The organism is Intestinibacillus massiliensis, assembly GCF_900155735.1.
GTDB classification, from domain to species: Bacteria; Bacillota; Clostridia; order Oscillospirales; family Butyricicoccaceae; genus Intestinibacillus; species Intestinibacillus massiliensis.
Genome location: NZ_LT707057.1, coordinates 131234 through 155082, shown reverse-complemented (window position 1 = coordinate 155082; position 23849 = coordinate 131234). Strand labels below are relative to the sequence as shown.

General features: G+C 61.8%; 25 protein-coding genes, 1 pseudogene and 1 riboswitch. Of the genes and pseudogenes, 9 read left to right on the top strand and 17 right to left on the bottom strand.

Annotated features, from left to right (window positions below):
- Positions 1 to 2: 2 nt before the first annotated feature.
- The 5 genes from rplA to rpmG all read right to left on the bottom strand — a co-directional run bounded on the left by rplA (position 3) and on the right by rpmG (position 2369).
- The gene (gene rplA / locus CZ203_RS06705; RefSeq protein WP_087065362.1) at positions 3 to 698 is read right to left on the bottom strand and encodes a 50S ribosomal protein L1; all 696 of its coding nucleotides are present in this window, start codon (positions 696 to 698) and stop codon (positions 3 to 5) included.
- 132 nt (positions 699 to 830) lie between these two features.
- Entirely contained in the window at positions 831 to 1256 is a 426-nt protein-coding gene (gene rplK / locus CZ203_RS06700; protein WP_087065361.1) for a 50S ribosomal protein L11, read from the bottom strand.
- 119 nt (positions 1257 to 1375) lie between these two features.
- Complete coding sequence (gene nusG / locus CZ203_RS06695) at positions 1376 to 1903, bottom strand: transcription termination/antitermination protein NusG (protein ID WP_087065360.1); 528 nt, start codon at positions 1901 to 1903, stop codon at positions 1376 to 1378.
- A gap of 21 nt (positions 1904 to 1924) precedes the next feature.
- Positions 1925 to 2197, bottom strand: coding sequence for a preprotein translocase subunit SecE (secE, locus tag CZ203_RS06690; protein ID WP_087065359.1), 273 nt, complete (start codon positions 2195 to 2197; stop codon positions 1925 to 1927).
- Between the two features lie 22 nt (positions 2198 to 2219).
- Positions 2220 to 2369, bottom strand: a complete 150-nt coding sequence (gene rpmG / locus CZ203_RS06685) for a 50S ribosomal protein L33 (protein ID WP_022473984.1) — start codon at positions 2367 to 2369, stop codon at positions 2220 to 2222.
- 243 nt (positions 2370 to 2612) lie between these two features.
- On the opposite strand from rpmG, the gene ruvX reads away from it, so the two are divergent.
- Positions 2613 to 3035, top strand: coding sequence for a Holliday junction resolvase RuvX (ruvX, locus tag CZ203_RS06680; protein ID WP_087065358.1), 423 nt, complete (start codon positions 2613 to 2615; stop codon positions 3033 to 3035).
- 43 nt (positions 3036 to 3078) lie between these two features.
- On the opposite strand, the gene CZ203_RS06675 is transcribed toward ruvX, so the two are convergent.
- The 7 genes and pseudogenes from CZ203_RS06675 to CZ203_RS06640 form a co-directional block, all read right to left on the bottom strand.
- Positions 3079 to 4029: a DUF4349 domain-containing protein gene (locus CZ203_RS06675; protein WP_159456395.1), complete on the bottom strand. Its 951-nt coding sequence runs from the start codon at positions 4027 to 4029 to the stop codon at positions 3079 to 3081.
- Between the two features lie 355 nt (positions 4030 to 4384).
- Positions 4385 to 4912, bottom strand: coding sequence for a 2-oxoacid:acceptor oxidoreductase family protein (locus tag CZ203_RS06670; RefSeq protein ID WP_087065356.1), 528 nt, complete (start codon positions 4910 to 4912; stop codon positions 4385 to 4387).
- On the bottom strand, positions 4909 to 5664 hold the full coding sequence (locus CZ203_RS06665; protein ID WP_087065355.1) for a thiamine pyrophosphate-dependent enzyme: 756 nt from the start codon (positions 5662 to 5664) through the stop codon (positions 4909 to 4911). Before CZ203_RS06665 ends, CZ203_RS06670 begins: the two co-directional genes overlap by 4 nt.
- Positions 5661 to 6586: pseudogene (gene vorB / locus CZ203_RS06660) on the bottom strand (3-methyl-2-oxobutanoate dehydrogenase subunit VorB). Before vorB ends, CZ203_RS06665 begins: the two are co-directional and overlap by 4 nt.
- Before the next feature lie 17 nt (positions 6587 to 6603).
- Complete coding sequence (locus tag CZ203_RS06655) at positions 6604 to 6810, bottom strand: 4Fe-4S dicluster domain-containing protein (RefSeq protein ID WP_087065354.1); 207 nt, start codon at positions 6808 to 6810, stop codon at positions 6604 to 6606.
- Positions 6811 to 7384: 574 nt separating this feature from the next.
- Positions 7385 to 7759 carry a sulfite exporter TauE/SafE family protein gene (locus tag CZ203_RS06645; RefSeq protein ID WP_087065352.1) on the bottom strand — a complete coding sequence of 125 codons (375 nt, stop codon included), beginning with the start codon at positions 7757 to 7759 and terminating at the stop codon, positions 7385 to 7387.
- Positions 7760 to 7771: 12 nt separating this feature from the next.
- On the bottom strand, positions 7772 to 8140 hold the full coding sequence (locus CZ203_RS06640; protein ID WP_235847475.1) for a TSUP family transporter: 369 nt from the start codon (positions 8138 to 8140) through the stop codon (positions 7772 to 7774).
- Positions 8141 to 8488: 348 nt separating this feature from the next.
- On the opposite strand from CZ203_RS06640, the gene CZ203_RS06635 reads away from it, so the two are divergent.
- Positions 8489 to 8665, top strand: a complete 177-nt coding sequence (locus CZ203_RS06635; RefSeq protein WP_087065350.1) for a ribbon-helix-helix domain-containing protein — start codon at positions 8489 to 8491, stop codon at positions 8663 to 8665.
- Between the two features lie 67 nt (positions 8666 to 8732).
- Here the strand turns inward: CZ203_RS06635 and CZ203_RS06630 are convergent, their stop codons facing one another.
- The 3 genes from CZ203_RS06630 to prfB all read right to left on the bottom strand — a co-directional run bounded on the left by CZ203_RS06630 (position 8733) and on the right by prfB (position 11118).
- On the bottom strand, positions 8733 to 9236 hold the full coding sequence (locus CZ203_RS06630; protein WP_087065349.1) for a hypothetical protein: 504 nt from the start codon (positions 9234 to 9236) through the stop codon (positions 8733 to 8735).
- A 330-nt stretch (positions 9237 to 9566) separates the two neighbouring features.
- Positions 9567 to 9731, bottom strand: a complete 165-nt coding sequence (locus CZ203_RS14635) for a hypothetical protein (protein ID WP_159456393.1) — start codon at positions 9729 to 9731, stop codon at positions 9567 to 9569.
- Positions 9732 to 9993: 262 nt separating this feature from the next.
- Positions 9994 to 11118, bottom strand: a complete 1125-nt coding sequence (gene prfB, locus CZ203_RS06625) for a peptide chain release factor 2 (RefSeq protein WP_087065348.1) — start codon at positions 11116 to 11118, stop codon at positions 9994 to 9996.
- A gap of 335 nt (positions 11119 to 11453) precedes the next feature.
- On the opposite strand from prfB, the gene secA reads away from it, so the two are divergent.
- The 3 genes from secA (at position 11454) to CZ203_RS06610 (ending at position 16437) form a co-directional block, all read left to right on the top strand.
- A complete protein-coding gene (secA, locus tag CZ203_RS06620; RefSeq protein ID WP_087065347.1) occupies positions 11454 to 14195 on the top strand; it encodes a preprotein translocase subunit SecA in 2742 nt (913 codons plus the stop codon).
- 109 nt (positions 14196 to 14304) lie between these two features.
- On the top strand, positions 14305 to 14844 hold the full coding sequence (locus CZ203_RS06615; RefSeq protein WP_087065346.1) for a hypothetical protein: 540 nt from the start codon (positions 14305 to 14307) through the stop codon (positions 14842 to 14844).
- 22 nt (positions 14845 to 14866) lie between these two features.
- Positions 14867 to 14966: riboswitch (purine riboswitch) on the top strand.
- A gap of 70 nt (positions 14967 to 15036) precedes the next feature.
- Complete coding sequence (locus CZ203_RS06610) at positions 15037 to 16437, top strand: NAD(P)/FAD-dependent oxidoreductase (RefSeq protein ID WP_087065345.1); 1401 nt, start codon at positions 15037 to 15039, stop codon at positions 16435 to 16437.
- Positions 16438 to 16731: 294 nt separating this feature from the next.
- Here the strand turns inward: CZ203_RS06610 and CZ203_RS06605 are convergent, their stop codons facing one another.
- On the bottom strand, positions 16732 to 18249 hold the full coding sequence (locus CZ203_RS06605) for a peptidoglycan DD-metalloendopeptidase family protein (protein ID WP_087065344.1): 1518 nt from the start codon (positions 18247 to 18249) through the stop codon (positions 16732 to 16734).
- Positions 18250 to 18419: 170 nt separating this feature from the next.
- Positions 18420 to 19343 carry a zinc dependent phospholipase C family protein gene (locus tag CZ203_RS06600; RefSeq protein WP_087065343.1) on the bottom strand — a complete coding sequence of 308 codons (924 nt, stop codon included), beginning with the start codon at positions 19341 to 19343 and terminating at the stop codon, positions 18420 to 18422.
- A gap of 164 nt (positions 19344 to 19507) precedes the next feature.
- On the opposite strand from CZ203_RS06600, the gene CZ203_RS06595 reads away from it, so the two are divergent.
- From CZ203_RS06595 to CZ203_RS06580, 4 genes are all read left to right on the top strand, one after another.
- Positions 19508 to 20011 (top strand): GNAT family N-acetyltransferase, encoded by a 504-nt coding sequence (locus CZ203_RS06595; protein WP_087065342.1) that lies wholly within the window; start codon positions 19508 to 19510, stop codon positions 20009 to 20011.
- A 28-nt stretch (positions 20012 to 20039) separates the two neighbouring features.
- Positions 20040 to 21143 (top strand): redox-regulated ATPase YchF, encoded by a 1104-nt coding sequence (ychF, locus tag CZ203_RS06590; protein WP_087065341.1) that lies wholly within the window; start codon positions 20040 to 20042, stop codon positions 21141 to 21143.
- A 136-nt stretch (positions 21144 to 21279) separates the two neighbouring features.
- Positions 21280 to 22917, top strand: coding sequence for a VanW family protein (locus CZ203_RS06585; RefSeq protein WP_087065340.1), 1638 nt, complete (start codon positions 21280 to 21282; stop codon positions 22915 to 22917).
- 18 nt (positions 22918 to 22935) lie between these two features.
- Positions 22936 to 23832: a DUF975 family protein gene (locus tag CZ203_RS06580; RefSeq protein WP_087065339.1), complete on the top strand. Its 897-nt coding sequence runs from the start codon at positions 22936 to 22938 to the stop codon at positions 23830 to 23832.
- Positions 23833 to 23849 lie beyond the last annotated feature (17 nt).

Genomic DNA, 23849 nt, shown 5'->3' with positions numbered 1-23849 from the left:
GATTAGTCGGTCAGCTTTGCACCGTTGATCTTTACGCCGGGGCCCATCGTGGAAGCGACCACGCAGGACTTGATATACTGGCCCTTCGCGGCGGACGGCTTCGCCTTGATGATTGCGCCCATCAGCGCGCTGAAGTTGTCCTGCAGCTTCTCCGCGCCGAAGGAAGCCTTGCCGATCGGGCAGTGGATGATGTTGGTCTTGTCGAGGCGGTACTCGATCTTACCGGCCTTGGACTCCTGGACAGCCTTGGCGACGTCCATGGAAACGGTGCCGGCCTTCGGGTTCGGCATCAGGCCCTTCGGGCCCAGGACCTTACCAAGACGGCCGACCAGGCCCATCATATCCGGCGTCGCGATGACGACGTCGTAATCGAAGAAGTTCTCCTTCTGGATACGCTCTACCATATCCTCGGCGCCTACGAAATCAGCGCCGGCGGCCTCGGCCTCGGCGGCCTTCGGCCCCTTGGCGAACACCAGGACGCGGACCTGCTTGCCCGTGCCGTGCGGCAGGACGATCGCGCCGCGGACCTGCTGGTCTGCGTGGCGGGAGTCAACGCCCAGCTTGACGTGCAGCTCGACAGTCTCGTCGAACTTGGCCTTCGCGGTGGAAACTACGGTCTGGAGCGCCTCAGCGGGGTCGTACAGCTTGGTGCGGTCGACCAGCTTGGCGCTGTCTACATACTTTTTACCCTTGCGCACTATTATTATCCTCCTTTAGTGGTCAATGCGGGAACAGGCTAAACCTTACCCTCCCACTCGGCGGCGGGTGCCGCCATGCAAAAAACTAGATTAAAATTGGATTTGCCGTAAGCGGCAACCCGGCGTGCCGGATTACTCCTCGACGGTAATACCCATGGAACGGGCGGTGCCCGCGATCATGCTCATCGCAGCTTCCAGGGAAGCGGCGTTCAGGTCGGGCATCTTGATCTCCGCGATCTTCTGCAGGTCGGCCTTGGAGAGCTGTGCAACCTTGGTCTTGTTCGGGACGGCGGAGCCGCTCTCGATCTTGCACGCCTTCTTGATCAGCACCGGCGCCGGGGGCGTCTTGGTGATGAAGGAGAAGGAACGGTCGGCATAGACCGTGATGACAACCGGGATGACCATGCCGGCGTCGTTCTTGGTGCGCTCGTTGAATTCCTTGGTGAAGGCCATGATGTTCACGCCGTGCTGGCCCAGTGCGGGGCCGACCGGGGGAGCAGGGGTCGCCTTGCCCGCAGGAATCTGGAGCTTGATATAACCTACTACTTTCTGTGCCATGGTTGAGGTATCCTCCTTAAAAAAATGTGGTGGCTGGCGAGTCTTGCCATGCGGCAAACTCTCCCACTTGCCTGGTTGGGGGCGTTACGCCCCTGCTGGACGGCGCCGGGCGCGCCGGTTTACTCGTCCAGCGTTTCCACCTGGTCGAGCTCAAGCTCGACAGGGGTCTCGCGGCCGAACATGGATACGACGACGCGTACCTTGTTCTTGTCCGGCTCGAGTTCGTCGACCACGCCGATGAAGCCCGCGAGCGGGCCGTCGATGACGCGGACGCTGTCGCCGAGGGCATAGCTAATCTCGATTTCGCGCTTTTCAACGCCCATCGCGGCGACCTCCTCGTCGGTGAGGGGGAGGGGCTTGTTCGAATCAGGCCCGACAAAGCCCGTGCAGCCGCGGGTATTGCGCACGAGATACCAGCTCTCGTCTGTCATAATCATTTTGACAAGGACATAGCCCGGGAAGAGCTTGCGCTCGACCTCGCGGGTCTTGCCGTCCTTGACTTCCGTGACCCGCTCGACCGGGATGTTCACCGCGGTGATAAGGTCATGGAGCTTGCGGTTCTCGACCGCCTTCTCAATAGACGAGGCTACTTTGTTTTCATAGCCCGAGTACGTGTGGACCACATACCACTTCGCTTGCTCTGACATACGTTCGCCCCTCTCCGCGCCTTATGCAAAGCCCTGCAAAAGCGCCTGAATGCCAAAATTGAAGATTGCGTCGAGTACCCAGATAAAGACGCCGACCACCAGGATTGCCGCGATGACGACAATGGTGTTGTTAACGGTCTGCTTGCGGGTCGGCCAGACGATCTTGTGGATCTCGCTCTTCAGTTCGCGGAACCACTTCCCGATGCGGGAAAAGACCGAGGGCTTCTTCGCCTTTACCGGCTTGTCGGCCTGCTTCTTCTCAGCGGGCGTGTTGCCCTTTTCCTGATCTGCCATGAAGCGACTTCCTTTCTCCGGATTACTTGGTCTCGCGATGCAAAGTATGCTTCTTGCAGAACTTGCAATACTTGTTCATCTCGAGGCGGTCGGGATCGTTCTTCTTGTTCTTCTTCGTGTTGTAATTCCTTTGCTTGCACTCCGTGCAGGCGAGCGTTACCTTAACGCGCATAACGGCACCTCCTTATTATACCTTCGCCGCGCCTTGTTGCGCGGGAAACAATTGCCTCCCTTTGCAGTATTCCGTCCATCTAGCCCGGCTTTTGAAAATCGGGCATAAAAAAAGAACCTGCATAGGTGTTACTATTATAGCATGGGGGCAATTTAGGGTCAACGTTAATTTTTCGTTTTTTTCTACAATTTTGCGTCGCTTTATGATATAATATGCTGCATCCTTGTGCAGGGAGGGAAGAAAATGAAGGTTTTAGGTTTGGATTACGGCGACGCGCGCACCGGCCTTTCGGTATCCGACGCGACCGGCATGCTGGCGGGCAGCCCGCAGGTGATCGCCGAATGGAACCGCGACAAGCTTGTGCAGAAGCTCGTACAGTTCATCCGGGACAACCGGATCGAGGAGGTCGTGCTGGGCTACCCGAAGAATATGGACGGCACCGTCGGCCCGCGCGCGGAAAAATGCGCGGAGTTGGGCGCCATCCTGGAGGCGGAAACCGGGCTGCCGGTCATCCTCTGGGACGAGCGGCGCACCACGGTCGCGGCGCACGCGATTTTGCACGAAACCGGCAAAAAGCAGAAAAAGCACCGCCAGACGGTGGACGCCGTCGCGGCGACGCTGATCCTGCAGGGCTACCTGGACGCCAAAAGGCTGCGCGGGCAATAAAAGGGCGGCGGCACATAGCCGCCGCCCTTTATTGCCGGGAGGGTTACGTTTTAGGCGTGCCGTCCGGCGGGCCGCCGGGCGACTGGGGACCCTTGGCGGGGTCGCCGGCCTTGCGCGCCTTGCGCCTGCGGCGGATGGCCAGCAGCACCGCGAGCACAATCACCGCCACGGCGAGCAGCGGCCAGATGATGATCATGAACAGGATCAGCGTTTTAATGAAGACCGTCACGCCGCGCGTGCCGGAAGCCGCGGCCTTCTGCATGTCGGACAGGAAGGTGTTGCCCTGGCTGACCGCCGTCAGGTCGCGCACCTCGCCGAGCTGGATGGAGATGGTGGAAAAGCCGACCAGGTCGTCGTACCGGCGCAGCGTGCCGGCATACTGCTCGATTTCATATTCGGTCTCGCTCAGCGCGGTTTCGAGCTGGATGATGTCCTCCATCTTTTCGGACTTGTCCAGCAGGGCGAGCAACCTCTCATGCTTGGTCTTGAGCGTCTTGAGGTGCGTTTCCGCGTCGAAATAGGCCTGGCCGACGTCCTCCGCGTTCTGGGACTGCCGCACGATGTTGCAGGTGTTGCCGAAAGCGCCGAGGAAGGCCTCAAACCGCTCCTGCGGCACGCGCACGGTGTAGCTCGCGCTGCGGTCGCCCTCGTTGCCCGCGACCGCGCGGGACTCGAGGTAGCCGCCGTACTGCGCGGTCAGGTCCTGCACCGCCTGGTCGGCGGTGGGGAAGTCCCGGGTCTCCGCGTACACGTCCGCCGTCAGGATGAGCTTTGCGTTTTGCCGGATGGCGGAGGGCTGTACCGCGGAAGCGGCGGCCTCGCCCGTTGCCGCAGCCTCGCTGCTGTATTCGCCGCCATCCCAGCCTTGCGCGGGCGCCGCGGCCGTGTCCATGGCCGCGTTGTCGGTTGCGGACATGGCGCCCCCGCCGCAGCCGGTGAACAGGCTGAGGATAACGAACAGGGAAAGGGCCACGCTGATGGTACGTTTTTTCATTTTGATCCCCTCCATTTCAATCATTGTAGGGTTTACTGTCTTCTTAGACGATAAAAACAGGGAAATGTTTCTTGCAGGCGGGGCTTTAAAAATAATAAATTGCAGGGCGGGCAACCGCGGTACAGGGCGGCGGCGATAGGATAGCCGCCACCGGGCTTGATTTTAGAGTACAATAGAAAGAAGGAAGTAGCAAGGGAAATGATGGATATTTTTCTTTTAGCCTTGAAAATACTGTTAGGCTTAGCCGGCATTTTTGTGGTTATGCGCATGTGGTTTATCTTCTGCGACTGGAAAAACAGGAAATAGGCAAAAAGCAAGGGCTCCCGGCGGAACCGCCGGTAGCCCTTATTGTTTCCTAAACCGACATCCCAAGGTGCAGCGCGCGCAGGTTAGGCTCTGCGAGGTGCTGCTTTTTGGGCGGGATACATTTACGGATCGCGGCTTCTACCATGTCCAGGGCGGCAAAGCCGGTCTCGGCCAGCGCGCGGCCGAGCAGGATCATATTGGCGAGGCCGCCGAGGCCTTCCGTTTCGGCCATCGGCGCGGCGGCGACCGGGGCGAGGCGCACGCCGTCCCCCGGCACGGGCGCGGCCGCTGCGAGCGCGCTGTCGTACACGATCACGCCGCCCGGCGCGGTATCCGCCGCAAACTTCTCCAGCGAGGGGCGGTTCATGGCGATCAGCAGGTCGGGGTGCAGCACGAGCGGGCAGCCGACCGCCTCGTCCGACAGGCAGACGGAGCAGTTCGCCGTGCCGCCGCGCATTTCCGGCCCGTAGGACGGCAGCCAGGAGACTTCGCGCCCCTCCAGCAGCCCCGCATGGGCGATGACCTTGCCCGCGAAGAGCACGCCCTGTCCGCCGAAACCGGCGAGTACGATGTTCATGGGCGCACCCCCTTTTCCGTGCGGTCGACGTATACGCCGGTGGGGTAATAGGGCACCATGTTGTCGCGCAGCCACTGCATGGCCTCTACCGGCGTGAGCCCCCAGTTTGTCGGGCAGGTGGACAAGACCTCGACGATCGAAAAGCCCTTCTTTTCCATCTGGCAGGTGAACGCCTTCTGGATCGCGGCGCGCGCCTTTTTGATGTTCGGGACGCTGTCGACCGACACGCGCTCGGCATAGGCCACGCCGTCCAGCGTGCTGAGCAGCTCGCACACGCGGATCGGGAAGCCGGCGTCGGCCACGTCGCGGCCGCGCGGCGTGGTCTGCGTGACCATGCCCGGCAGGGTGGTGGGCGCCATCTGCCCGCCCGTCATGCCGTAGATGCCGTTGTTGATGAAAATCACGGTTACGTTTTCGCCGCGCGCGGCGGCGTGCACGGTTTCCGCCGTGCCGATTGCGGCGAGGTCGCCGTCGCCCTGGTAGGTGAAGACTACGCTGTCGGGCAGGGCGCGCTTGATGCCGGAGGCCACGGCGGGCGCGCGGCCATGCGCGGCCTCGACCATATCGCAGGCAAAATAATCATACGCCATGACGGCGCAGCCGACCGGGCAGATGCCGACCGTGCGGCCCTCCACGCCCAGCGCGTCGATCGCCTGCGCGACCAGCTTGTGCACGATGCCGTGCGTGCAGCCGGGGCAGTAGTGCGTCTGCGCGGGGGTCAGCGCGCGCGGGCGCTCATAAACGGTTGTCATACGGATGCACCTCCTGCAAGCGTTTCAATTTCGTGCAGCACCTCGGCCGGGGTCGGGATCACGCCGCCGGTGTGCCCGAAGAAGCGCACCGGCTNGCGCGGAGGCCTGCGGTGCGCGCCTGGTCGACCGCGCTGCGCGCGATACGCGCCGTCGCGCCGAAGGCGACGACGACAAATTCCGCATCGTCCGTGCGGTAGCATTCGCACCGGGTATGCTTCTGCCGGATGGCTTCATACCGGTCAAAGCGCCGGCGCACCAGGGCTTCCAGGTCCTCAGGCTGTAAAATCAGGGAATTGACGATGTTGTGCGGGCGTTCCCCGCGGTGCCCGCAGGCGGCCCAGGAGAATTTGTCCGGGGCGGGGGCGGCGGTATCCGGGAAGCGGACGGGTTCCATCATCTGGCCGAGCAGGCCGTCCGCCAGGATCATGGCCGGGATGCGGTACGCGTCGGCAAGGTCAAAAGCCTCATATACCATATCGACCATTTCCTGCACGGTGGAGGGCGCAAAGACCAGGATATGCAGGTCGCCGTGCCCGGGGGCGCGGGTGGCCTGCCAGTAATCCGCCTGGGAAGGCTGGATGCCGCCGAGGCCGGGCGAGCCGCGCTGGACGTTCACGATCAGGCAGGGCAGGTCGGAAGCCGCCAGGTAGGAGATGCCCTCGCTCTTGAGCGAGATGCCGGGCGAGGAGGACGAGGTCATCGCCCGCGCGCCAGCGGCCGCCGCGCCATACACCATATTGATGGCGGCGACTTCGCTTTCCGCCTGCAGGTAGGTACCGCCGCGGCCCGGCATCTGCTTTGCCATGTAGGCCGCGATTTCGGTCTGGGGGGTGATGGGATAGCCGAAGAAATGGCGGCAGCCCGCGCGGATCGCGGCTTCCGCCATCGCCTCATTGCCCTTCATCAGTACTTTTTCGGTCAAAGGGGTTCACAGCCTTTCTATTTATAAACGGTGATTGCGCAGTCGGGGCAGATTTCCGCGCACATCGCGCAGCCGATACAGCGCGCCATGTCGGAAACGGCCGAGGGGTGGTAGCCCTTGGCGTTCAGCGCCGCGCCGTCCAGCGCGAGGATCTGCCTGGGGCAGACCGAGACGCAGAGGCCGCAGCCCTTGCAGGTTTCCGGGTCTATGATTGCCTGTGCCATAAACGTATACCTCCTTTGGTGCAGGGGGACGCCGCGCGGGCGTCACTCCCAAGNCAGCAGGCCGTCCAGGCGGCCGGTCAGCGCGGGGATGTCCAGGTTGGTATTTGCGTAGACCGGGGCGACAAGCTCCACGCCGCGCGCTTGCAGCAGGGGGGCGAAATCCGCGCACCGGAAATAGGGGTTCACCAGGTCAAGGTCGGCCAGCGCGACGCGGCGACCCTGGGCGCGGCGGCCCAGCGCCAGGTTGACCGCCAGGTTGGTCTTCCCGCAGCCGTAATGGCCGGTAACCGCCGTAATGCGGCGCATTGTGTTTTGCAAAGGCACACCTCGCTTATCATATAGTTTAGAAGTCAAATATAGATTCCAGGCAGGCGCGCCAAGCGGGAGGCAGGTACGCCTGCAGATTAGATAGTTAGTAAAACTATTTGATTTGCTAAGTATTATAGCACAGCTTGTGCAAAGATACAATAGGGATTGGATGCGCCTGGTCAGAATTAACAGACCATTCAAAATTTGCCGCACCCCCGGGGCGCGAAAAAGCGGGAACCGGGTCGAGGCCGGTTCCCGCTGCTTTTTATGAGGGGGCATCCCCGGTTTTTGGCTTCTTACAGAACAGCTCGCGCAGGCCGATATAGAGCAGCAGCACGCCGAAGCCGCGCCGCAGCCAATCGGTATCCACCCAGGAAGCGAGCACAGCCGCCAGCACCGAGGTGGGCACGCCCGCGGCCGTGCACCACAAGACGGCGCGCCATTCCACCAGCTTGTTCTTGATGTGGGACAGGAGCGCAGTGGGCGCGCAGCAGATGAAATACAGCAGGTTCAGCCCGCCTGCGCGGAATTGCGGCACGCCCGCGACGCCGGTCAGCCATAGGATGAGCAGCGAGCCGCCGCCGATGCCGAAGCCGGACAGCACGCCGGTCGCCAGGCCGACAAGGAAGTTTAACAGCATGGAACGCCCCCCTTAAAGCAGCAGCAGCGCACGGACGCCGCCGTACAGGATCAGCGCGCCGAAAATGCGCCGCAGGATGGTCAGGGGGATTTTCTGAAAGATGCGCCCTGAAATCAGCCCGCCCGCCGCGCCGCCGAGCAGGAACGGCCAGGCAAAGGACAGGTCGAGCGCGCCCTTCCAGAAATAGACCGCCGCGGACACGACGGAAAGCGGCAGGATGACGGCGACCGAGGTCGCGAACGCGCGCCGCTGGCCGAGCTTCACCCAGCGCGTCAGCAGCGGGACGATGAAGAGGCCGCCGCCCGAGCCGAAAAAGCCGTTTGCCAGCCCGGCGAACGCGCCGGTTACAAGATACTTTGCCTTGCGGCTGATGAAAATCACAAAAAATCCCCTCCGGCGGTAGGTTGTGCCGGAGGGGCGCGGTTTATGCATTGGTGGCGGTTTCAGGGAGGAAGTGCAGGCAGGCGGGCGCCGTGCGGTCGGCCACATGCCCTGGGGGTAAAGCGCTGCAAAGGCCAAAACGCGTCGGCGTGAAATTGCAGTTTTCACCGCGGGACCGCACGTATAGCGCCTGATACCATAGACAATCGGCACAGCGTCTCGGGGTATTTTTGGTCTGCATAGCAATTACCTCCTGCGGTAATTATACACTATATAGTGACTATGTGCAACCAATTGCTTTAAGGTGATGTCTATTATAAAATGAACCCAACTGGGAGGGAGGATGACATGGCGGAACCGTATTTGAAAAACCGAACACGCTTTACCTCGTCGCTGAAAAACGAATTGGTGCCGCTTTGGAATCAGCTTGCCAAGGACACCCGTATCCCAAAATCGCGGCTGCTCGACGAGGCGATTGCCGATTTGCTGCGCAAGCATGGGATTGAGCCGGAGCCGGAAAAATAATAGTGCGGCATTAAAAATGGCATAAAAAAAGAGAAGGCATTACGCCTTCTCTTTTTATTGCCTGGAATTACTTGGCAGCCGCGTCAGCCATCAGCTGCTGGCCCTCGGCCAGGTCGGTTGCAGCGGTGGTCAGGCTGTCGGTCAGCGCCTTGACGTCGTCCTCAGACGGGCTCGCGTTCTCGGTGAGGGCGATCGCGCCGTCCATGTAAGCGATCATCGCTTCGCAGCCGGACTTGATCTTGGCGTGCGCATCGGCGTACTTCTCCGGGGGGGTTACGGCAGCCAGGTCCGCGAAGGGCTTCTTGACCTCTTCGATCGCGGCCTTTACAGCCTCGGCGTCGGTCTGGTCAACGCCGGACAGCTTGGTCTGTACGTCCTGCATCTCGGTGGCCAGGCCTGCAACAGCCTCTTCGTACTCTTCGTCGGTCAGGGCGGGGGCAGCCGCGTCCGCGCTGTCAGAAACGCTGGCATTGTCAGCCGGCTTCTTGTCGCTGCCGCAGGCAGTCATGGAGAACGCCAGGGAGGCGACGAGCAGAGCAGCAAAAATGCTCTTTAACATGTGCTTCTTCATTTGATTCATCCTCAATTCTTTCCGTTGTTTCCCAATTCTGGGTTGTCATCTTCAGTTGACAGACACAAGTATAGCAGACAAAAACGCTGAACACAAACTAATTTGCACAAAAACATAACGGTTTTGTGCATGAAATATGGGACTGCGCCTGACAAAGTGCACAAAAAACCTTGGCTGGATTAGGCAATTTGCGACAAGGGATATGGCGGATAAAAGTTCCTATATATTGCTGATCCTGCGCGTTTGTGATGGGTTTTGCAAATGAATGTGTAAAAATGGAAAAGGCGGAAGGAGGGGATCCCCTCCTTCCGTCTGCCTGGTATGTTTCCCTTAGCCCGCGGTGCCGGTATCCGCCGCGCCCGTATCGGACGTGCCGGCGTCAGGGGTGCCGGCGTCGCCGGTGCCCGCGTCGGACGACGAGCAGGCCGCCATCGAAAACGCCATGGCGGACAGCACCATCACGGCGCAAAGGCCTTTCAAAAGCTGCTTTTTCATTCGTATTGCCCCCTTTCCTAACGGCCGGAATCGGCCTTGCTCCTGGTATAATAGGTACCTTATATCATTGGCTTTAGTATAGCACCACGATAAAAACAATTCAAATACATAAATGTAAAAATATGATGAAAATGGTCTTTAAAGGGTATGTTCGTTTATGCAACATGCATAGGCGTTTTAGGGGGGCGGGGGACGCCCCTATATGCCCACGGGAATGGGAAAGGGCGGCGGTTAAAAAACCGCCGCCCGCTACTTTATAAGATTAGGATTTGGTCGCCCAGTTGCCGGTGGCCAGGGCGGTAAGGTAAGCGTTGATAAAGCCGTCGATATCGCCGTCCATCACGGCGTTGATGTTGCTGTTTTCGAAGGCGGTGCGGGTATCCTTGGCAAGGGTGTACGGCATGAAGACGTAGGAGCGGATCTGGCTGCCCCATTCGATCTTCTTCTGGTCGCCCTTGATGTCGGAGATCTTGTCCAGGTGCTCGCGCTCCTTGATCTCGACCAGCTTGGAGCGCAGCATTTTCATACAGTTGTCCTTGTTCTGGAACTGGCTGCGTTCGGTCTGGCAGGAAACGACGATGCCGGTGGGCTTGTGGATCAGGCGCACGGCCGAGGAGGTCTTGTTGATGTGCTGGCCGCCCGCGCCGGAGGAGCGGAACACCTGCATCTCGATATCGTCCGGCCGGATTTCCACCTCGACGTCGTCCGGGATTTCCGGGATGACCTCGACGGCGGAGAAGGAGGTGTGGCGGCGGCCGGAGGCGTCGAACGGGGAGATGCGCACCAGGCGGTGCACGCCGCTCTCGCCCTTGAGGTAGCCGTAGGCGTTTTCGCCCTCGATGATGATTTCCGCGGACTTCAGCCCGGCTTCCTCGCCGTCCTGGTAATCCATGATTTTGTAGTTGAAGCCATGGCGCTCCGCCCAGCGGGTGTACATGCGGTAGAGCATTTCGCACCAGTCCTGCGCCTCGGTGCCGCCCGCGCCCGCGTGGAAGGACATGATGACGTTGTTTTTATCGTATTCCCCGGTCAGCAGGGTGGAGAGCTTTTGCGCGGCCATGCCGTCCTCCAGCTCCTGGTAGCCGGCCTGGAGCTCTTCGAGCATGGAGGCGTCGTTTTCCTCGATCGCCATTTCGCACAGCGTGAGCAGGTCCTCGCGCAGGGTGGACAGCTTTTCAAAGGCTTCGATCTTGCCCTTGAGCGCGCCCATGCGGGAAACGACCTTCTGGCTGGCCTCCGGGTCGTCCCAGAAGCCGGGCTGGGACGATTTCATCTCCAGCTCCTCCACCTCGCGCGCCGCGGCCTCCAGCGCGAGGTTTTCGCGCAGCTCTTGCAGCGCGGGCGCCATATTGTTCAGTTTTACCTTGTATTCTTCGAATTCAAGCATAGCAGAGCTCCTTTTTACCCATTCTTATTCCAGTATAGTATAATGCATAATGGGGCGGAATGTAAAGGATATTTGAAATTTAAAACTTTTTGTTTTGTAAAAGCCGCCGATGTGTTATAATGGACGCAAACGCGCCGCTGGAAGTGATGCAAAATAGGGGAAAATCAGCTTTTTGATATTGCGGTGGCGTGTGTTTGTGATATAATAAACTGATATGATGTCGGCATAAGGGCATGTGCCCGCCGGCAATTGCGGGGCGGTCCCCCGCACGGGCCGCGATCCCCCCGCCGTGCCGGCCCATGAATATAAGGAATCATTTTGAAAGGCAGAGACCTATGGCTAAAATTTTTGACAAGATCTTCGGCACCTATTCCAGCCGCGAGCTCAAGCGCATTGCGCCGATCGCGGACAAGGTAGATGCGCTGGAGGACGATTTCCGCAAGCTGAGCGATGCGGAGCTGCGCGGCAAGACCGCGGAATTCAGGGAGCGCCTGGAAAAGGGCGAGACGCTCGACGACCTGCTGCCCGAGGCGTTCGCGACCGTGCGCGAGGCGGCCGACCGCGTGCTCGGCCTGCGCCATTACCGCGTGCAGGTCATCGGCGGCATCGTGCTGCACCAGGGGCGCATCGCGGAAATGAAGACCGGCGAAGGCAAGACGCTCGTCGCGACCCTGCCCGCCTACCTCAACGCGATTTCCGGCAAGGGCGTGCACATCGTCACGGTCAACGATTACCTGGCAAAGCGCGACTCCGAATGGATGGGCAAGGTATACCGCTTCCTCGGCCTCAAGGTCGGCCTGATCATCCACGACGTCGCGGCCGACCAACGCAAGAAGATGTACGAGGCCGATATCACCTACGGCACCAACAACGAGTTCGGCTTCGATTACCTCCGCGACAACATGGCAATCTATAAGGAAGCCATGGTGCAGCGCGGCCATAACTTCGCCATCGTCGACGAGGTCGACTCCATTTTGATCGACGAGGCGCGTACCCCGCTGATCATCTCCGGCCAGGGCGAGCAGTCCACTGAGCTTTACAAGATCGCCGACCAGTTCGCGGCGAACCTCAAGGCGCTGCGCGTCAAGGAGGTCGACGCCAAGGAGGAGCAGGACGATATCGACGCCGACTATATCGTCGACGAAAAGGCACGCACCGCGACCCTGACCCCCAAGGGGCAGGCGCGCGCCGAGGCCTACTTTAAGGTAGAGAACCTGTCCGACCCGGAAAACACCACCCTCCAGCACCACATCAACCAGGCGATCAAGGCGCGCGGCGTGATGCAGCGCGACGTAGACTACGTCGTGCGCGACGGCCAGGTCATCATCGTCGATGAGTTCACCGGCCGCCTCATGTTCGGCCGCCGCTATAACGAGGGGCTGCACCAGGCCATCGAGGCCAAGGAGGGCGTAAAGGTCGCGCACGAGTCCAAGACGCTGGCGACCATCACCTTCCAGAACTTCTTCCGCCTGTACGGCAAGCTGTCCGGCATGACCGGTACGGCGCTGACCGAGGAGGAGGAGTTCCGCCACATCTATAACCTGGACGTGGTCGAGATCCCGACCAACCGCGCGATCGCCCGTAAGGACAACCCGGACGCGGTATACAAGAACGAGCGCGGCAAGCTGCACGCGGTCATCCGCAAGATCGAGGAGTGCCACGGGAAGGGGCAGCCGATCCTGGTCGGCACCGTGTCGATCGAGAAGTCCGAGGAGCTTTCCAAAGAGCTCAAGAAGATGGGCATCAAGCACACCGTCCTCAATGCGAAGTACCATGAGATGGAAGCGGATATCGTCGCGCAGGCCGGCAAGTTCGGCGCGGTCACGATCGCGACCAACATGGCGGGCCGCGGTACCGATATCATGCTCGGCGGCAACGCCGAGACCATGGCGAAGGACGACCTGAAAAAGGCGGGCTATTCCGAGGAGGTCATTGTCGAGGCGACCGGCCATGCGGACACCGACAACGAGGAAATCCTCGAAGCGCGTAATAAGTTTAACGAATTATACGAAAAGTATAAGGGCGAGACCGACGCGGACGCCGAAAAGGTGCGGGCGGCGGGCGGCCTGTATATCCTGGGCACCGAGCGCCACGAGTCCCGCCGTATCGACAACCAGCTCCGCGGCCGTGCGGGGCGCCAGGGCGACCCGGGCGAATCCTCCTTCTATATCTCGCTGGAGGACGACCTGATGCGCCTGTTCGGTTCCGAACGCATCCAGAACATGATGGAGACGCTCGGCATCGAGGAGGACGAGCCGATCGACCAGAAGATCCTGTCCGGCGCGATCGAGTCGGCGCAGAAGAAGGTTGAGAGCCGCAACTTCCAGGTGCGTAAAAACGTCCTCGAGTACGACGACGTCATGAATAAGCAGCGCGAGATTATTTACGGCCAGCGCCTCAAGGTGCTGTCGGGCGAGGACGTCAAGGAGAACATCCTGTCCATGGTCGACGACACGATCGACCGCGCGGTCGACGGCGCGGTCGGCGAGCAGAAGTATATCGAACCCCCGATGCTCGACCAGGTACGCAACCGCTTCCTCGGCATCTTCTTGCTGCCCACCGACCTGCGCTATACGGCGCAGGAGTGCGACGACCTGACGGCGGATTCGATCAAGAATATGCTCAAGGACCGCGCGCACGAGGTGTACGAGAAGAAGGAAGGGGAGATCACGCCCCAGATCATGCGCGAGCTGGAACGCGTGATCCTGCTGCGCAACGTCGATGAGAAGTGGATGGATCACATCGACGCGATGCAGGAGCTGCGCAACGGCATCGGCCTGCGCGCCTACGGCCAGCACGACCCGGTCGTCGAGTACAAGCGCGAAGGCTTCGATATGTTCGACGGCATGATCGACGCGATCCGTGAGGATACGGTGCGCATGATCTACCTTGCGCGCATCCGCACGCAGGAGGAGCCCAAGCGCGAGCAGGTCGCCAAGGAGACCGCGGCGGCGGGCGCGGACGATGGCACGGTCAAGAAGCAGCCGGTGCGCGCCGGCAAAAAGGTCGGCATGAACGACCCCTGCCCGTGCGGCAGCGGCAAAAAGTATAAGAAGTGCTGCTACCTCAAGCAGTAAAAGGCCACAGGGGAAAGGGCGGGGACGCGCAGGCGTCCCCGCCCTTTTTGCGCTTGCGCTTGCGCCGCGCGGGCGGGCATGCTAAACTATCCCTATAGGGGGCGGGACGATGAAACTTCTGGTCGCAGGGCAGCTTGCCAGTATCTATCTGTATTTCTTTACAATCCTATTGCCGCTGCTTTCCGGGGAGCCGCTGCTGGTGGCCATGGAGGGGCGCGGGTTCACGGTGCTGGCGCTGGCCGGGCTGCTCAATATCGCGTTTGCGGCGGGGAATATCGCGTGCGGGCTCAAGCGCGGTGGCAGCCTGCCCGCGGCGCTGGTACTCAAGGTGCTCGCGATCCCCATGTTCTGCATCAATGCCTATTTTGGCGTGATATGCACGGTGTTCGGCATGTTTTTTGCCGTTACGCTGCCGCTTGCGTTGCTCACTGTTGTGACCGCCTGCGCGGTGCTGCTGTCCTCGTCATGCTATCTCGTCCCGCTGGCGCTCGCGGCGCGGCGGGAAAAACGGATCGGGACGGCCGCCTGCGTGCTGCATATCGCCGCGCAGTTCCTGTTTGTCTTCGACATGATCGGCGCGGCGGTGTTTGCGCTCCAAAGCTGGGCATGGAAGACGGGCGGGCATGCCGAAAATGGCGGTTCCGCTTGACTTTCGGCATGAAATGCGTTATGATCTTCAAGGAATCGTAACTGATATAAGCCCGGAAATCGGTCCGGGCGTTTCTACGACGCTGCCGGAACAGCGAGGCTATGAGTTACCCCGATCGTGGGTAACCTATACGCCGGAGGCTGTTTCTGGTGGCTTTTTTCATGCCCACAGCACGAAAAGGGAGGAAAAATCATGCAAAAATACGATATTGTGATCATCGGCGCGGGGCCTGCCGGTATTTTCACCGCGCTGGAGCTGCGCCGCCGCGGGTTCGCGGGCAGCATCCTGATGGCCGAGCAGGGCGCTCCGATTGAAAAACGCGGCTGCCCCAAGTCCAAGACGCGGGAATGCGTCCACTGCAAGCCGTTCTGCCACATCACTTCGGGGTTTTCCGGGGCGGGCGCCTTTTCGGACGGCAAGCTGTCGCTCTCCTATGAGGTCGGCGGCGACCTGCCGGAGCTGATCGGCGCGGAATATGCGCAGGAGCTGATCCATGAGACCGACGCGATTTACCTGGAGTTCGGCGCGGACGACCATGTCGAGGGCGCGGGCGTCAACGAGGAGGTCAAGGGGGTGCGCCGCCGCGCGATCCAGGCCGGGCTGAAGCTGGTGGACTGCCCGATCCGCCACCTGGGCACCGAGATGGCGCAGCAGGTTTACGGCGATATCCAGGGGTGGCTGCTTGCGCACGGGGTCGAGATCCGCTTCGGCACGATCTGCCGCGACCTCGTCATCCAGGACGAAATTTGCACGGGCGCGGTGCTGGAAGACGCGCGCACCGGCGCGCAGGAGGCTGTGGCAGGCGGGCGCATCGTCATCGCGACCGGGCGCAAGGGCGCGGACTGGCTCGAGGGGCTGTGCCGCGCGCACGGCATCTCGCACGAGGCCGGGCCGGTCGATATCGGCGTGCGCGTCGAGGTGCGCAACGAGGTGATGGAGGAGGTAAACAACCTCCTGTATGAATCCAAGCTGATCGGCTACCCCAAGCCCTTCGGCAACAAGGTGCGCACCTTCTGCCAGAACCCGGGCGGCTTTGTCAGCCAGGAGAACTATGACGACGGCCTGGCCGTGGTCAACGGCCACAGCTATAAGAACCTGAAGAGCCAGAACACGAACCTCGCGATCCTGTGTTCCCACCACTTCCAGCACCCGTTCGACCAGCCGATCGCCTATGCCAAAAAGATCGGCGAGCTGACCAATATGCTGGGCGCGGGGCACCTGCTGGTGCAGCGGTACGGCGACATCCTGGAGGGCAAACGCACCTGGCAGGACGAGCTGGAGCGCTCCAACGTGCGCCCCACCCTGCCCGATGCGGTCGCCGGCGATATTACGAGCGCCATGCCCTACCGCACGATGGTCAATATCATCAGCTTCATCCGCGCGGTCGACCAGGTCGTCCCGGGCTTCGCGGCCGACGAGACGCTGCTCTACGCGCCGGAGCTCAAGTTCTATTCCAACCGCGTCCGCATGAACGACCGCTTTGAGACCAGCGTCCGCAACCTGCACTGCCTCGGGGACTCCTCCGGCTGGACGCGCGGCCTGATGATGGCTTCCATCATGGGCGTGCGCATGGCGCGGATTATTACGGAGTGATATAATAGAAACTGATATTGCTCTGGGTTATCAAAATACAAAAGAAAACCGGCTGCCCGCTTTCGATGCGGGCAGCCGGTTCCCTTTTTAAAGGGATAGGGATGATATATAGGAAAGTTTGGGGACGCAAAATAAATAAGGGGGAGGGGATGGGGGCCGTTCCCGGCGCCCCTTTGCTTTATGTATCCAGTATAGAGCGGCAATGTGTGCGTTTTGTGAACAAATGGGGGAATTTACATGGAATCTGTGTGAAAAAATCCCCTTCCGCCGGCAAACGCGGCGGAGGGGGATTTTTTAGCCGATATATTTCATGGGGTCGACGTTCACGTCGTCGATCATCACTTCAAAATGGCAGTGCGGGCCGGTGGAATTGCCGGTGTTGCCGGAAAGCGCGATCGTCTGGCCTTTTGTAACCGTATCGCCGACATTGACCTTGAGCACGGAATTGTGCCCGTATAGCGTCTTCATGCCGTTGCCGTGGTTGATGATGACATAATTGCCGTAGCCGCTCTTGGAATAGCCCGCGACGATGACCTTGCCGTTATCGGCCGCCATGACAGGCGTGCCGGTGGAGACGGCGATGTCCACGCCCTTGTGCAGGCGCCCCCAGCGCCACTTGAAGCCCGACGTGATGGTGCCGCCGGAAATGGGGCGGCGCAGCGAGCCGGTGCCGACGCCGGTGTTCTTGGTGCCGACCGCGACGATCTTATCGGTCGCGTCGGACAGCACGGTGCGGCTGAGGATGGTGCGTTCCTTTTCCACGCCGTTGACCATGACCACCTCGGCCTCGATCGCGGCCTCGCCGGGCACGCCCTGCTGGATCACCTGGGTCTTGTCCTGGGCGAGGTCGTCGCTGCGGCGGGTGACCGTATCGTACGGGATGGATTCGGTGTAGTCGATCTTTTTGGCGACCTCGACGGATACGAGCGGCTTGGCCGCCGTGATGGTCACTTCGGTGCCCGGCGCCATGCGCTCGGGGATGATGTCCGGGTTGAGCGCCAAGATTTCGTCGACCAGCATGCCGTGCGCCTGGGCGATCGAGGTGAGCGTGTCGTCCTCGCCCGCCTCCACGGTTTCGGGCTGGATGGAGGTCTCGGTCAGCGTCTTGAAGAGTTCATCCCCGGTCTGCAGGAGCTTCGTCGGGGCCTGCATGGTTTCGACGGATACGTCGTCGAGCAGGGTGACCTTGGCTTCGCTGTCGCCGTCCTGGTACTGCTGCTCGAGCTTGCCGAGCACGGACTGCACCTCGTCGGCGTCTTGCACCGCGCCGACCGTATCGCCGTTGACCTTGACGACCGCCAGGGTGGAAAGGCTGTCGACCGAGCCTGCGATCGCGTCGCTTAAATCCTCGGCCTCCAGCAGGTGGCCGGGGGTGGTCACCGCGACCTCATAGGAAATGTCCGCGTCGAGCCGGAAGGGCTCGCCGAGGACCTCGGAGGAAGCCTGCTCGATTTCACGGCAGGCGGCGGAGACCTCGGACTCGTCGCTGACGAAGCCGAGCACGCGGCCGTCGACCTTGACGGCGACCGCCGGGCGCATCATGGAGGCCATCGGCACAAAGAGCACGAGGGTCATGATGAGCGCGAGCGACTGCGTGCGGTGCGCGCGGATGCTGGCAAAGGCCGACCGCAGGCCGCGCAGCCTGCGGTATAGGTGGTCGTAATAAAAACCGCGGATGCGGAAGGAAGCCGCATGCGCCAGGTTGATGGCCAGGATGATCAGCAGGGAAACTACGAGCAGCAGGGGCGACGCCAGTGCTGCGAGCCGTTCCCGGATGGGATGGCGGTGCGGGGTTTGATTGTGCTGTTTCATATCAAATGTCCGCCGGTTTCCGTACGTTGGCAGACCGCTCCTTTCCTGTTGGACAGACTTAGTTACAAATCGGTAACAGGAAACATGATACTACGGATTCCAACGTTTGTCAAGTAAAAGCGCGGAATGGTCGCAGTTTGTTCACAATTACTACAAATTTGCCGCCTGCCTTACAGGATATCGTTGACCAGCGGGTTCCCGCTGTAATCCGCGGGGAAGAACAGGGGGTTTAGCGGCGTGCCGCGGTGGTACGCCGTGAAGACCGCGCGCTGCAGCGACAGCGCGGCGGGGACGGCGTCCTCCATCAGTTCAAAGAAGCTGTCGTAGCGCGTGACTTCGGGGACGTGCGGCTTGTGCCACGCGCGGTGGGACAGGTTGGCGCAGTCCTCGGGCAGCGGCTGGCGCGGGCGCAGCATGGTGGAGAGCAGCCCGGGCTTGCCGATCAGGCGCTCGACCGCCTTGATCTGCGCGCGCGCCGCGTCCGAGCCGCCGTGCAGCAGGGTGTAGACTGTGCGCATGGAGCGCATGGCGGCCTCGACCTTGGCGGGCGACGTCTGGATGCGGAAAACCGCATCCCCGGCCTCGGTGAGCATCTTGCCCACCAGGCGGCAGGTGATGGGCTGCGGGTCGAGCAGGCGGAACGCCTCGAAGCGCTCCTGTTCGGCGGAGATGTAGTTCTCGATCACCTGCGCGTCCAGGTCGGCCTCGCACAGGCGGTGGCAGGCGTCCTCGTCGTACTGGTAATGCGGCATCAGCAGCGTCTCGATCGTGTCTTGGATATAAGGATGGGTACGCCGGTCCAGGCAGTAATGCGTGCAGAAGCCGAGGGCATAGCTGAGCGCCGCCGGGTCCTTGAGCCGCGCGGCGGCGCGCACGAGCGCGAGGAAGGCCGGGGCGATGTGCTCCCGGTGCATGCGGTGGCCGAGCAGCGCGGTGCGGCTGCCGAAGGGCGCGTTATGGTAAAAAAGGATATCGGGCCCCTGTGCGCCCCAGCGGTAAGCGATGGGGGACAGGTGGCAGGCACGCGCGAGGTCGGGCTCTGCGGCGTGCTCCACCATGACGGCAAAATGGTGGTGGGTGACGAGGGACGGCAAGGGGGACACCTCCTTACAGGAAACTTCCAGTATCTAAGCAACATTATACCGTTCCTTCTTGCAAAAAGCCAGAGAAAACGCTATACTTATCTGTGGGAAAATACAGACGGCTTTTTGCGGACGCGAAAAGCCGGATTTTTAGCTGGGGGACGGTTTGGGGCACGATGCTGATACGCAAAACCCGTGAAGAGGAAATAGGGGAGCTGCTCGGGCTGTACGCCGCCGCCCGCCGCTTTATGGCGGAAAACGGCAACCCGACGCAGTGGGGCGCGGCGCGCCCATCGGACGGCACGGTCGCGCAGGATGTGCGCGCGGGCGAAAGCTACGTCTGCGAGCAGGGCGGGCGCATCGCCGCGGCGTTCGCCTTCCGCCTGGGGGACGACCCGACCTATGCGGAAATCTGGGACGGCGCCTGGCCGGACGACGGCCCCTACGGCGTGGTGCACCGCCTGGTTTCCGCGGGCGTGGCGCGCGGCGCCGCGGCCTTCTGCCTGGACTGGGCGTTTGCGCAGTGCGGCAGCCTGCGCATCGATACGCACGAAAACAACGCGCCGATGCGCGCCCTGCTGCAAAAGTGCGGGTTTTCCCCGTGCGGGCGCATTTTTGCTTCGGACGGCACGGAGCGCCTGGCCTTTTACAAGGCCGCAGGTCCAATTCGTTCAAAATAAATCCATTATATAACCGGAGGGCATTATCATGAAGCTGGGAATTGTAGGTTTGCCGAACGTCGGCAAATCCACCCTGTTTAACGCGATTACCGACGCGGGCGCGGAGAGCGCCAACTACCCGTTCTGCACGATCGACCCCAACGTGGGCATGGTCGCAGTGCCGGATTACCGCCTGCAGCCGCTGACCGACCTGTACCACGCGAAGAAGACCACGCCCGCCGTCGTCGAGTTCGTCGACATCGCGGGGCTGGTGCGCGGCGCGTCCAAGGGCGAGGGGCTGGGCAACAAGTTCCTGTCCCATATCCGCGAGGTCGACGCCGTGGTGCACGTCGTGCGCTGCTTTGAGGACGAAAACATCGTGCACGTCGAGGGCAGCGTCGACCCGGCGCGCGACATCGAGACGATCAACCTGGAGCTGATCCTGTCCGACGTGGAGCACCTGGAGCGCCGCATCGAGCGCGCGAAGAAAGCCGCCAAGGCCGACAAGAAGCTGGCCGCGGACGTGGAGGTCCTGGAACGGCTCCGGGCGCACCTGGAGGAGGGCAAGACCGCCCGCACCTTCCCGGGCTTTGAGGACGACGAGGACGTGCGGCGCGTGCTGGCGGAAAGCGACCTGCTGAGTGCAAAGCCCGTGATCTTCGCCGCCAACATGGACGAGGCGGGCTTCACCGGCGACGCCGCGGAGTCCGCGCGCTTTGAGGCCGTGCGCAAGATCGCCGAGGAAGAGGGCGCGATGGTGCTGCCGATCTGCGCGAAGCTGGAGCAGGATATCGCCAGCCTGGAGCCGGACGAGCGGGAGATGTTCCTTTCCGAGCTTGGGCTTGCGGAATCCGGCCTTGACCGCCTGATCCGCGTGTGCTACGACCTGCTGGGGCTGATGAGCTACCTGACCGCGGGCGAGCAGGAGGTGCGCGCCTGGACGATCCAGAAGGGCACCAAGGCGCCGCAGGCGGCCGGCAAGATCCACACCGATTTTGAACGCGGCTTCATCCGCGCGGAGGTCATCAGCTATGACGACCTGTTGGCCTGCGGCTCGCTTGCTGCGGCGCGTGAAAAAGGGCTTGTGCGGTCGGAGGGCAAGGAGTATGTCATGCAGGACGGCGACGTCGTGCTGTTCCGCTTCAACGTATAATAAAAGGACGGGATGCATAGTTTGGGAATGCATCCCGTTTTTTTGCGCACAGTGGGAAAATGTGTATCTGATTTGTTGTTGTAATCGGGGGGAATTTGTCATACAATCGTAAATGTAGTATTGTGTTTTTGGGCCGATGGCCGCAGATAGGGGTATGAAGNTGGCCGGCATCATCGCGGCGGCGGCCGTGGTGGCGTTGCTTGCCGCCGTGACGGGCTATACATATCTGTACCCGGATATCCATTACGGGATAAAGGCGGGCAGCGTGCCGATCGGCGGCATGGACGAGGCCGCCGCCGCGCGCGCGATCGACGAGGGCTGCGCGCCGCTTATCGCGGGCAAGACGGTCACCCTGTCGATCTACGGCAAGGAATACCCGGTCGAGATCGGCGCGGTTACGACGGGCATGGACAGCGCGGGCACCGCAGCGGAAGCCTACGCCTATACGCATGAGGGCGGCTTTTTCACCCGTGTCGGCCATGTGCTGTCCGCGCTGTTTGGGCGGCATGAAGTGCCGCTCGCGGTCGCGGTCGACCACGGGGCGCTGACCGCCCGGCTGGACGAGATTTCCGCCGAGGCGCTGACCGCGCCGGTCGACCCGACCTGGAGCATTGCGGGCGACCAGCTTGTGATCGACCGCGGCGAGCCGGGCGTGGACTTTGACCGCGCCACCGTCGACAGGGCGGTGACCGAGCGCATCCGCGCCATGGATTTCGAGCCGTATGAAGTGGAAGTGCGGGCCGAGGCGCAAAAGCCCGTCGACCTGGAAGCGATCAAGGCGGCGGCCGACGCGCAGGCCAAGAACGCCACCGTCGACAAGTCCGACGGCAAGACCGTCATCGACGCGGTCGACGGCGTCGAGGTCGACCTGGACGCCGCGCAGAAGGCGCTGGACGCGGCGGGCGCGGGCGAACGCAGCGTTTCCGTCACGATCAAGCGCACCCCGGCGGCGGTAAATGCCGATACGCTGCGGCAGGTGCTGTTCCGCGACACGCTTGCGACCTCCAAAACGAGCTTCGCCTCCTCGGGCGCCGCGCGCGCGAACAACGTGCGCCTCGCGTCCTCGTATATTAACGGCACCATCCTGAACCCGGGCGAGGAGTTCTCGTATAACGGCGTGGTCGGCGAGCGCACGACGGCGCGCGGCTTTAAGCCCGCGGGCGCGTATGTCGCAGGCCAGCTGGTCGACGAGGTCGGCGGCGGCGTGTGCCAGCCCTCCTCGACGCTGTACATGGCGGTGCTGCGCGCCGACCTGGCGGTGACCGAGCGCACGAACCACGGCTTTACCGTGGCCTATACCCCGCTGGGCGAGGACGCGACCGTATCCTACGGCTCGCTGGATTTCCGGTTTAAAAACAGCACCGACTACCCGATCAAGCTCGTTGCGGATTCCTCCGGCGGCACGCTCCGCATGACGATTATCGGCACCAAGACGACCGATAAGAGCGTCACGACCGACCGCAAGGTGGTCAAGACCTATGAGCCGGAGACGGTCGAGCAGAAGGACGCTTCGATCGACGCCGGCAAGACCGAGGTCAAGCAGGGGGGGCAGACCGGATACAAGGTCGAAACCTACAAGGTTATCACCGAGAACGGCAAAACCACGACGGTCAAGGCTAACACCTCGACGTATAAGAAAAAGGATAAGATTGTCCTGGTGGGCACCAAGCCCGTGCAGGCTGCGCCCCCGGCGCAGGCCGAAACGCCCCCCGCGCAGCAGCCGGCGTCCGGCGGCGGGGACGGCGCGCAGCAGGGCGAAGGCGACCCCGAATAGGGAAGGGGATAAAAACTGATGTATTATAATCCGGAGGCCCGGCGGGAAATCAAGGGGACGGCAAAGGCGCGGGTTAGCGGCAGGTTCTGGCCGGCGATGCTGGCCTGCGCGGCCTGTACGCTGCCGAAGCTGTTGTCCGCGCTCATTTTCCCGCTTGCCGGGCTGGATGCGCTATCCGGCCAGATCGCCGCGATGGTATCCGACGCCGGCGCGTCCATGCCGCAGGTGGAGGCGCTCTATAACACTTTTATGGCACGTTTCGGCCTTGTGCTGCTGCTCATGGCCGTGATCGACCTGCTGCTGACGGGCCCGCTGTATATGGGGCTCAAGCGCTACCTGCTTGCGCTGTACCGCGGCGGGCAGCCGGAGCTTTCCGAGACCATGTATTGCTTTTCGGGCGGCGCGGCCTATTGGCGGTCGTTCAAGGCGAACCTGTGGGTCTGGCTGTACTCCCTGCTGTGGGGGCTGCTGCTGATCCCGGGCGCGCTCGTCATGCTGGTGCTGTCGATGCTCAACATCCTGTTCGCCCTGCTGGGCGCGGCGGGGTATATTTTCCTGGCCGCGTGGGTGATGACCAAGCTGCAGACTTTCGACGGCGCCTATAACCTTCTCTGCGAAGATCCCGGTATGCAGCCGCGGCAGGCGATCCGCATCATGTCGGAGATGTTCCGCGGCCGCCTGTGGGAGCTGTTCGTGTTCATTTTCAGCTTCCTCGGCTGGATTGCCGTATGCGGCCTGCCGGGCTACCTGCTCACCTATTTGGGGTTTGGCCTGCTCGGCACGGTGGTGGATTTCGTGCTGGGGCTGTTCGTCGTGGCCTACCGCGGCGCGGCGTTCATGGGCTATGTGGAAGCCCTGCGCGATTTCTGGAAGCAGGAATATGAAAAGGGCGGGGAAGGCACGCCGGTTCAATGAGTTTTTAAGGGGGACAT

What these genes read in the sequence shown, in the direction of transcription:
- rplK (WP_087065361.1), bottom strand. Translation starts at nt 1,256, where the DNA reads ATGGCACAGAAAGTAGTAGGTTATATCAAGCTCCAGATTCCTGCGGGC.
- nusG (WP_087065360.1), bottom strand. Translation starts at nt 1,903, where the DNA reads ATGTCAGAGCAAGCGAAGTGGTATGTGGTCCACACGTACTCGGGCTAT.
- secE (WP_087065359.1), bottom strand. Translation starts at nt 2,197, where the DNA reads ATGGCAGATCAGGAAAAGGGCAACACGCCCGCTGAGAAGAAGCAGGCC.
- rpmG (WP_022473984.1), bottom strand. Translation starts at nt 2,369, where the DNA reads ATGCGCGTTAAGGTAACGCTCGCCTGCACGGAGTGCAAGCAAAGGAAT.
- ruvX (WP_087065358.1), top strand. Translation starts at nt 2,613, where the DNA reads ATGAAGGTTTTAGGTTTGGATTACGGCGACGCGCGCACCGGCCTTTCG.
- CZ203_RS06675 (WP_159456395.1), bottom strand. Translation starts at nt 4,029, where the DNA reads ATGAAAAAACGTACCATCAGCGTGGCCCTTTCCCTGTTCGTTATCCTC.
- CZ203_RS06670 (WP_087065356.1), bottom strand. Translation starts at nt 4,912, where the DNA reads ATGAACATCGTACTCGCCGGTTTCGGCGGACAGGGCGTGCTCTTCGCG.
- CZ203_RS06665 (WP_087065355.1), bottom strand. Translation starts at nt 5,664, where the DNA reads ATGACAACCGTTTATGAGCGCCCGCGCGCGCTGACCCCCGCGCAGACG.
- CZ203_RS06655 (WP_087065354.1), bottom strand. Translation starts at nt 6,810, where the DNA reads ATGGCACAGGCAATCATAGACCCGGAAACCTGCAAGGGCTGCGGCCTC.
- CZ203_RS06645 (WP_087065352.1), bottom strand. Translation starts at nt 7,759, where the DNA reads ATGCTGTTAAACTTCCTTGTCGGCCTGGCGACCGGCGTGCTGTCCGGC.
- CZ203_RS06635 (WP_087065350.1), top strand. Translation starts at nt 8,489, where the DNA reads ATGGCGGAACCGTATTTGAAAAACCGAACACGCTTTACCTCGTCGCTG.
- CZ203_RS06630 (WP_087065349.1), bottom strand. Translation starts at nt 9,236, where the DNA reads ATGAAGAAGCACATGTTAAAGAGCATTTTTGCTGCTCTGCTCGTCGCC.
- CZ203_RS14635 (WP_159456393.1), bottom strand. Translation starts at nt 9,731, where the DNA reads ATGAAAAAGCAGCTTTTGAAAGGCCTTTGCGCCGTGATGGTGCTGTCC.
- prfB (WP_087065348.1), bottom strand. Translation starts at nt 11,118, where the DNA reads ATGCTTGAATTCGAAGAATACAAGGTAAAACTGAACAATATGGCGCCC.
- secA (WP_087065347.1), top strand. Translation starts at nt 11,454, where the DNA reads ATGGCTAAAATTTTTGACAAGATCTTCGGCACCTATTCCAGCCGCGAG.
- CZ203_RS06615 (WP_087065346.1), top strand. Translation starts at nt 14,305, where the DNA reads ATGAAACTTCTGGTCGCAGGGCAGCTTGCCAGTATCTATCTGTATTTC.
- CZ203_RS06610 (WP_087065345.1), top strand. Translation starts at nt 15,037, where the DNA reads ATGCAAAAATACGATATTGTGATCATCGGCGCGGGGCCTGCCGGTATT.
- CZ203_RS06605 (WP_087065344.1), bottom strand. Translation starts at nt 18,249, where the DNA reads ATGAAACAGCACAATCAAACCCCGCACCGCCATCCCATCCGGGAACGG.
- CZ203_RS06595 (WP_087065342.1), top strand. Translation starts at nt 19,508, where the DNA reads ATGCTGATACGCAAAACCCGTGAAGAGGAAATAGGGGAGCTGCTCGGG.
- ychF (WP_087065341.1), top strand. Translation starts at nt 20,040, where the DNA reads ATGAAGCTGGGAATTGTAGGTTTGCCGAACGTCGGCAAATCCACCCTG.
- CZ203_RS06580 (WP_087065339.1), top strand. Translation starts at nt 22,936, where the DNA reads ATGTATTATAATCCGGAGGCCCGGCGGGAAATCAAGGGGACGGCAAAG.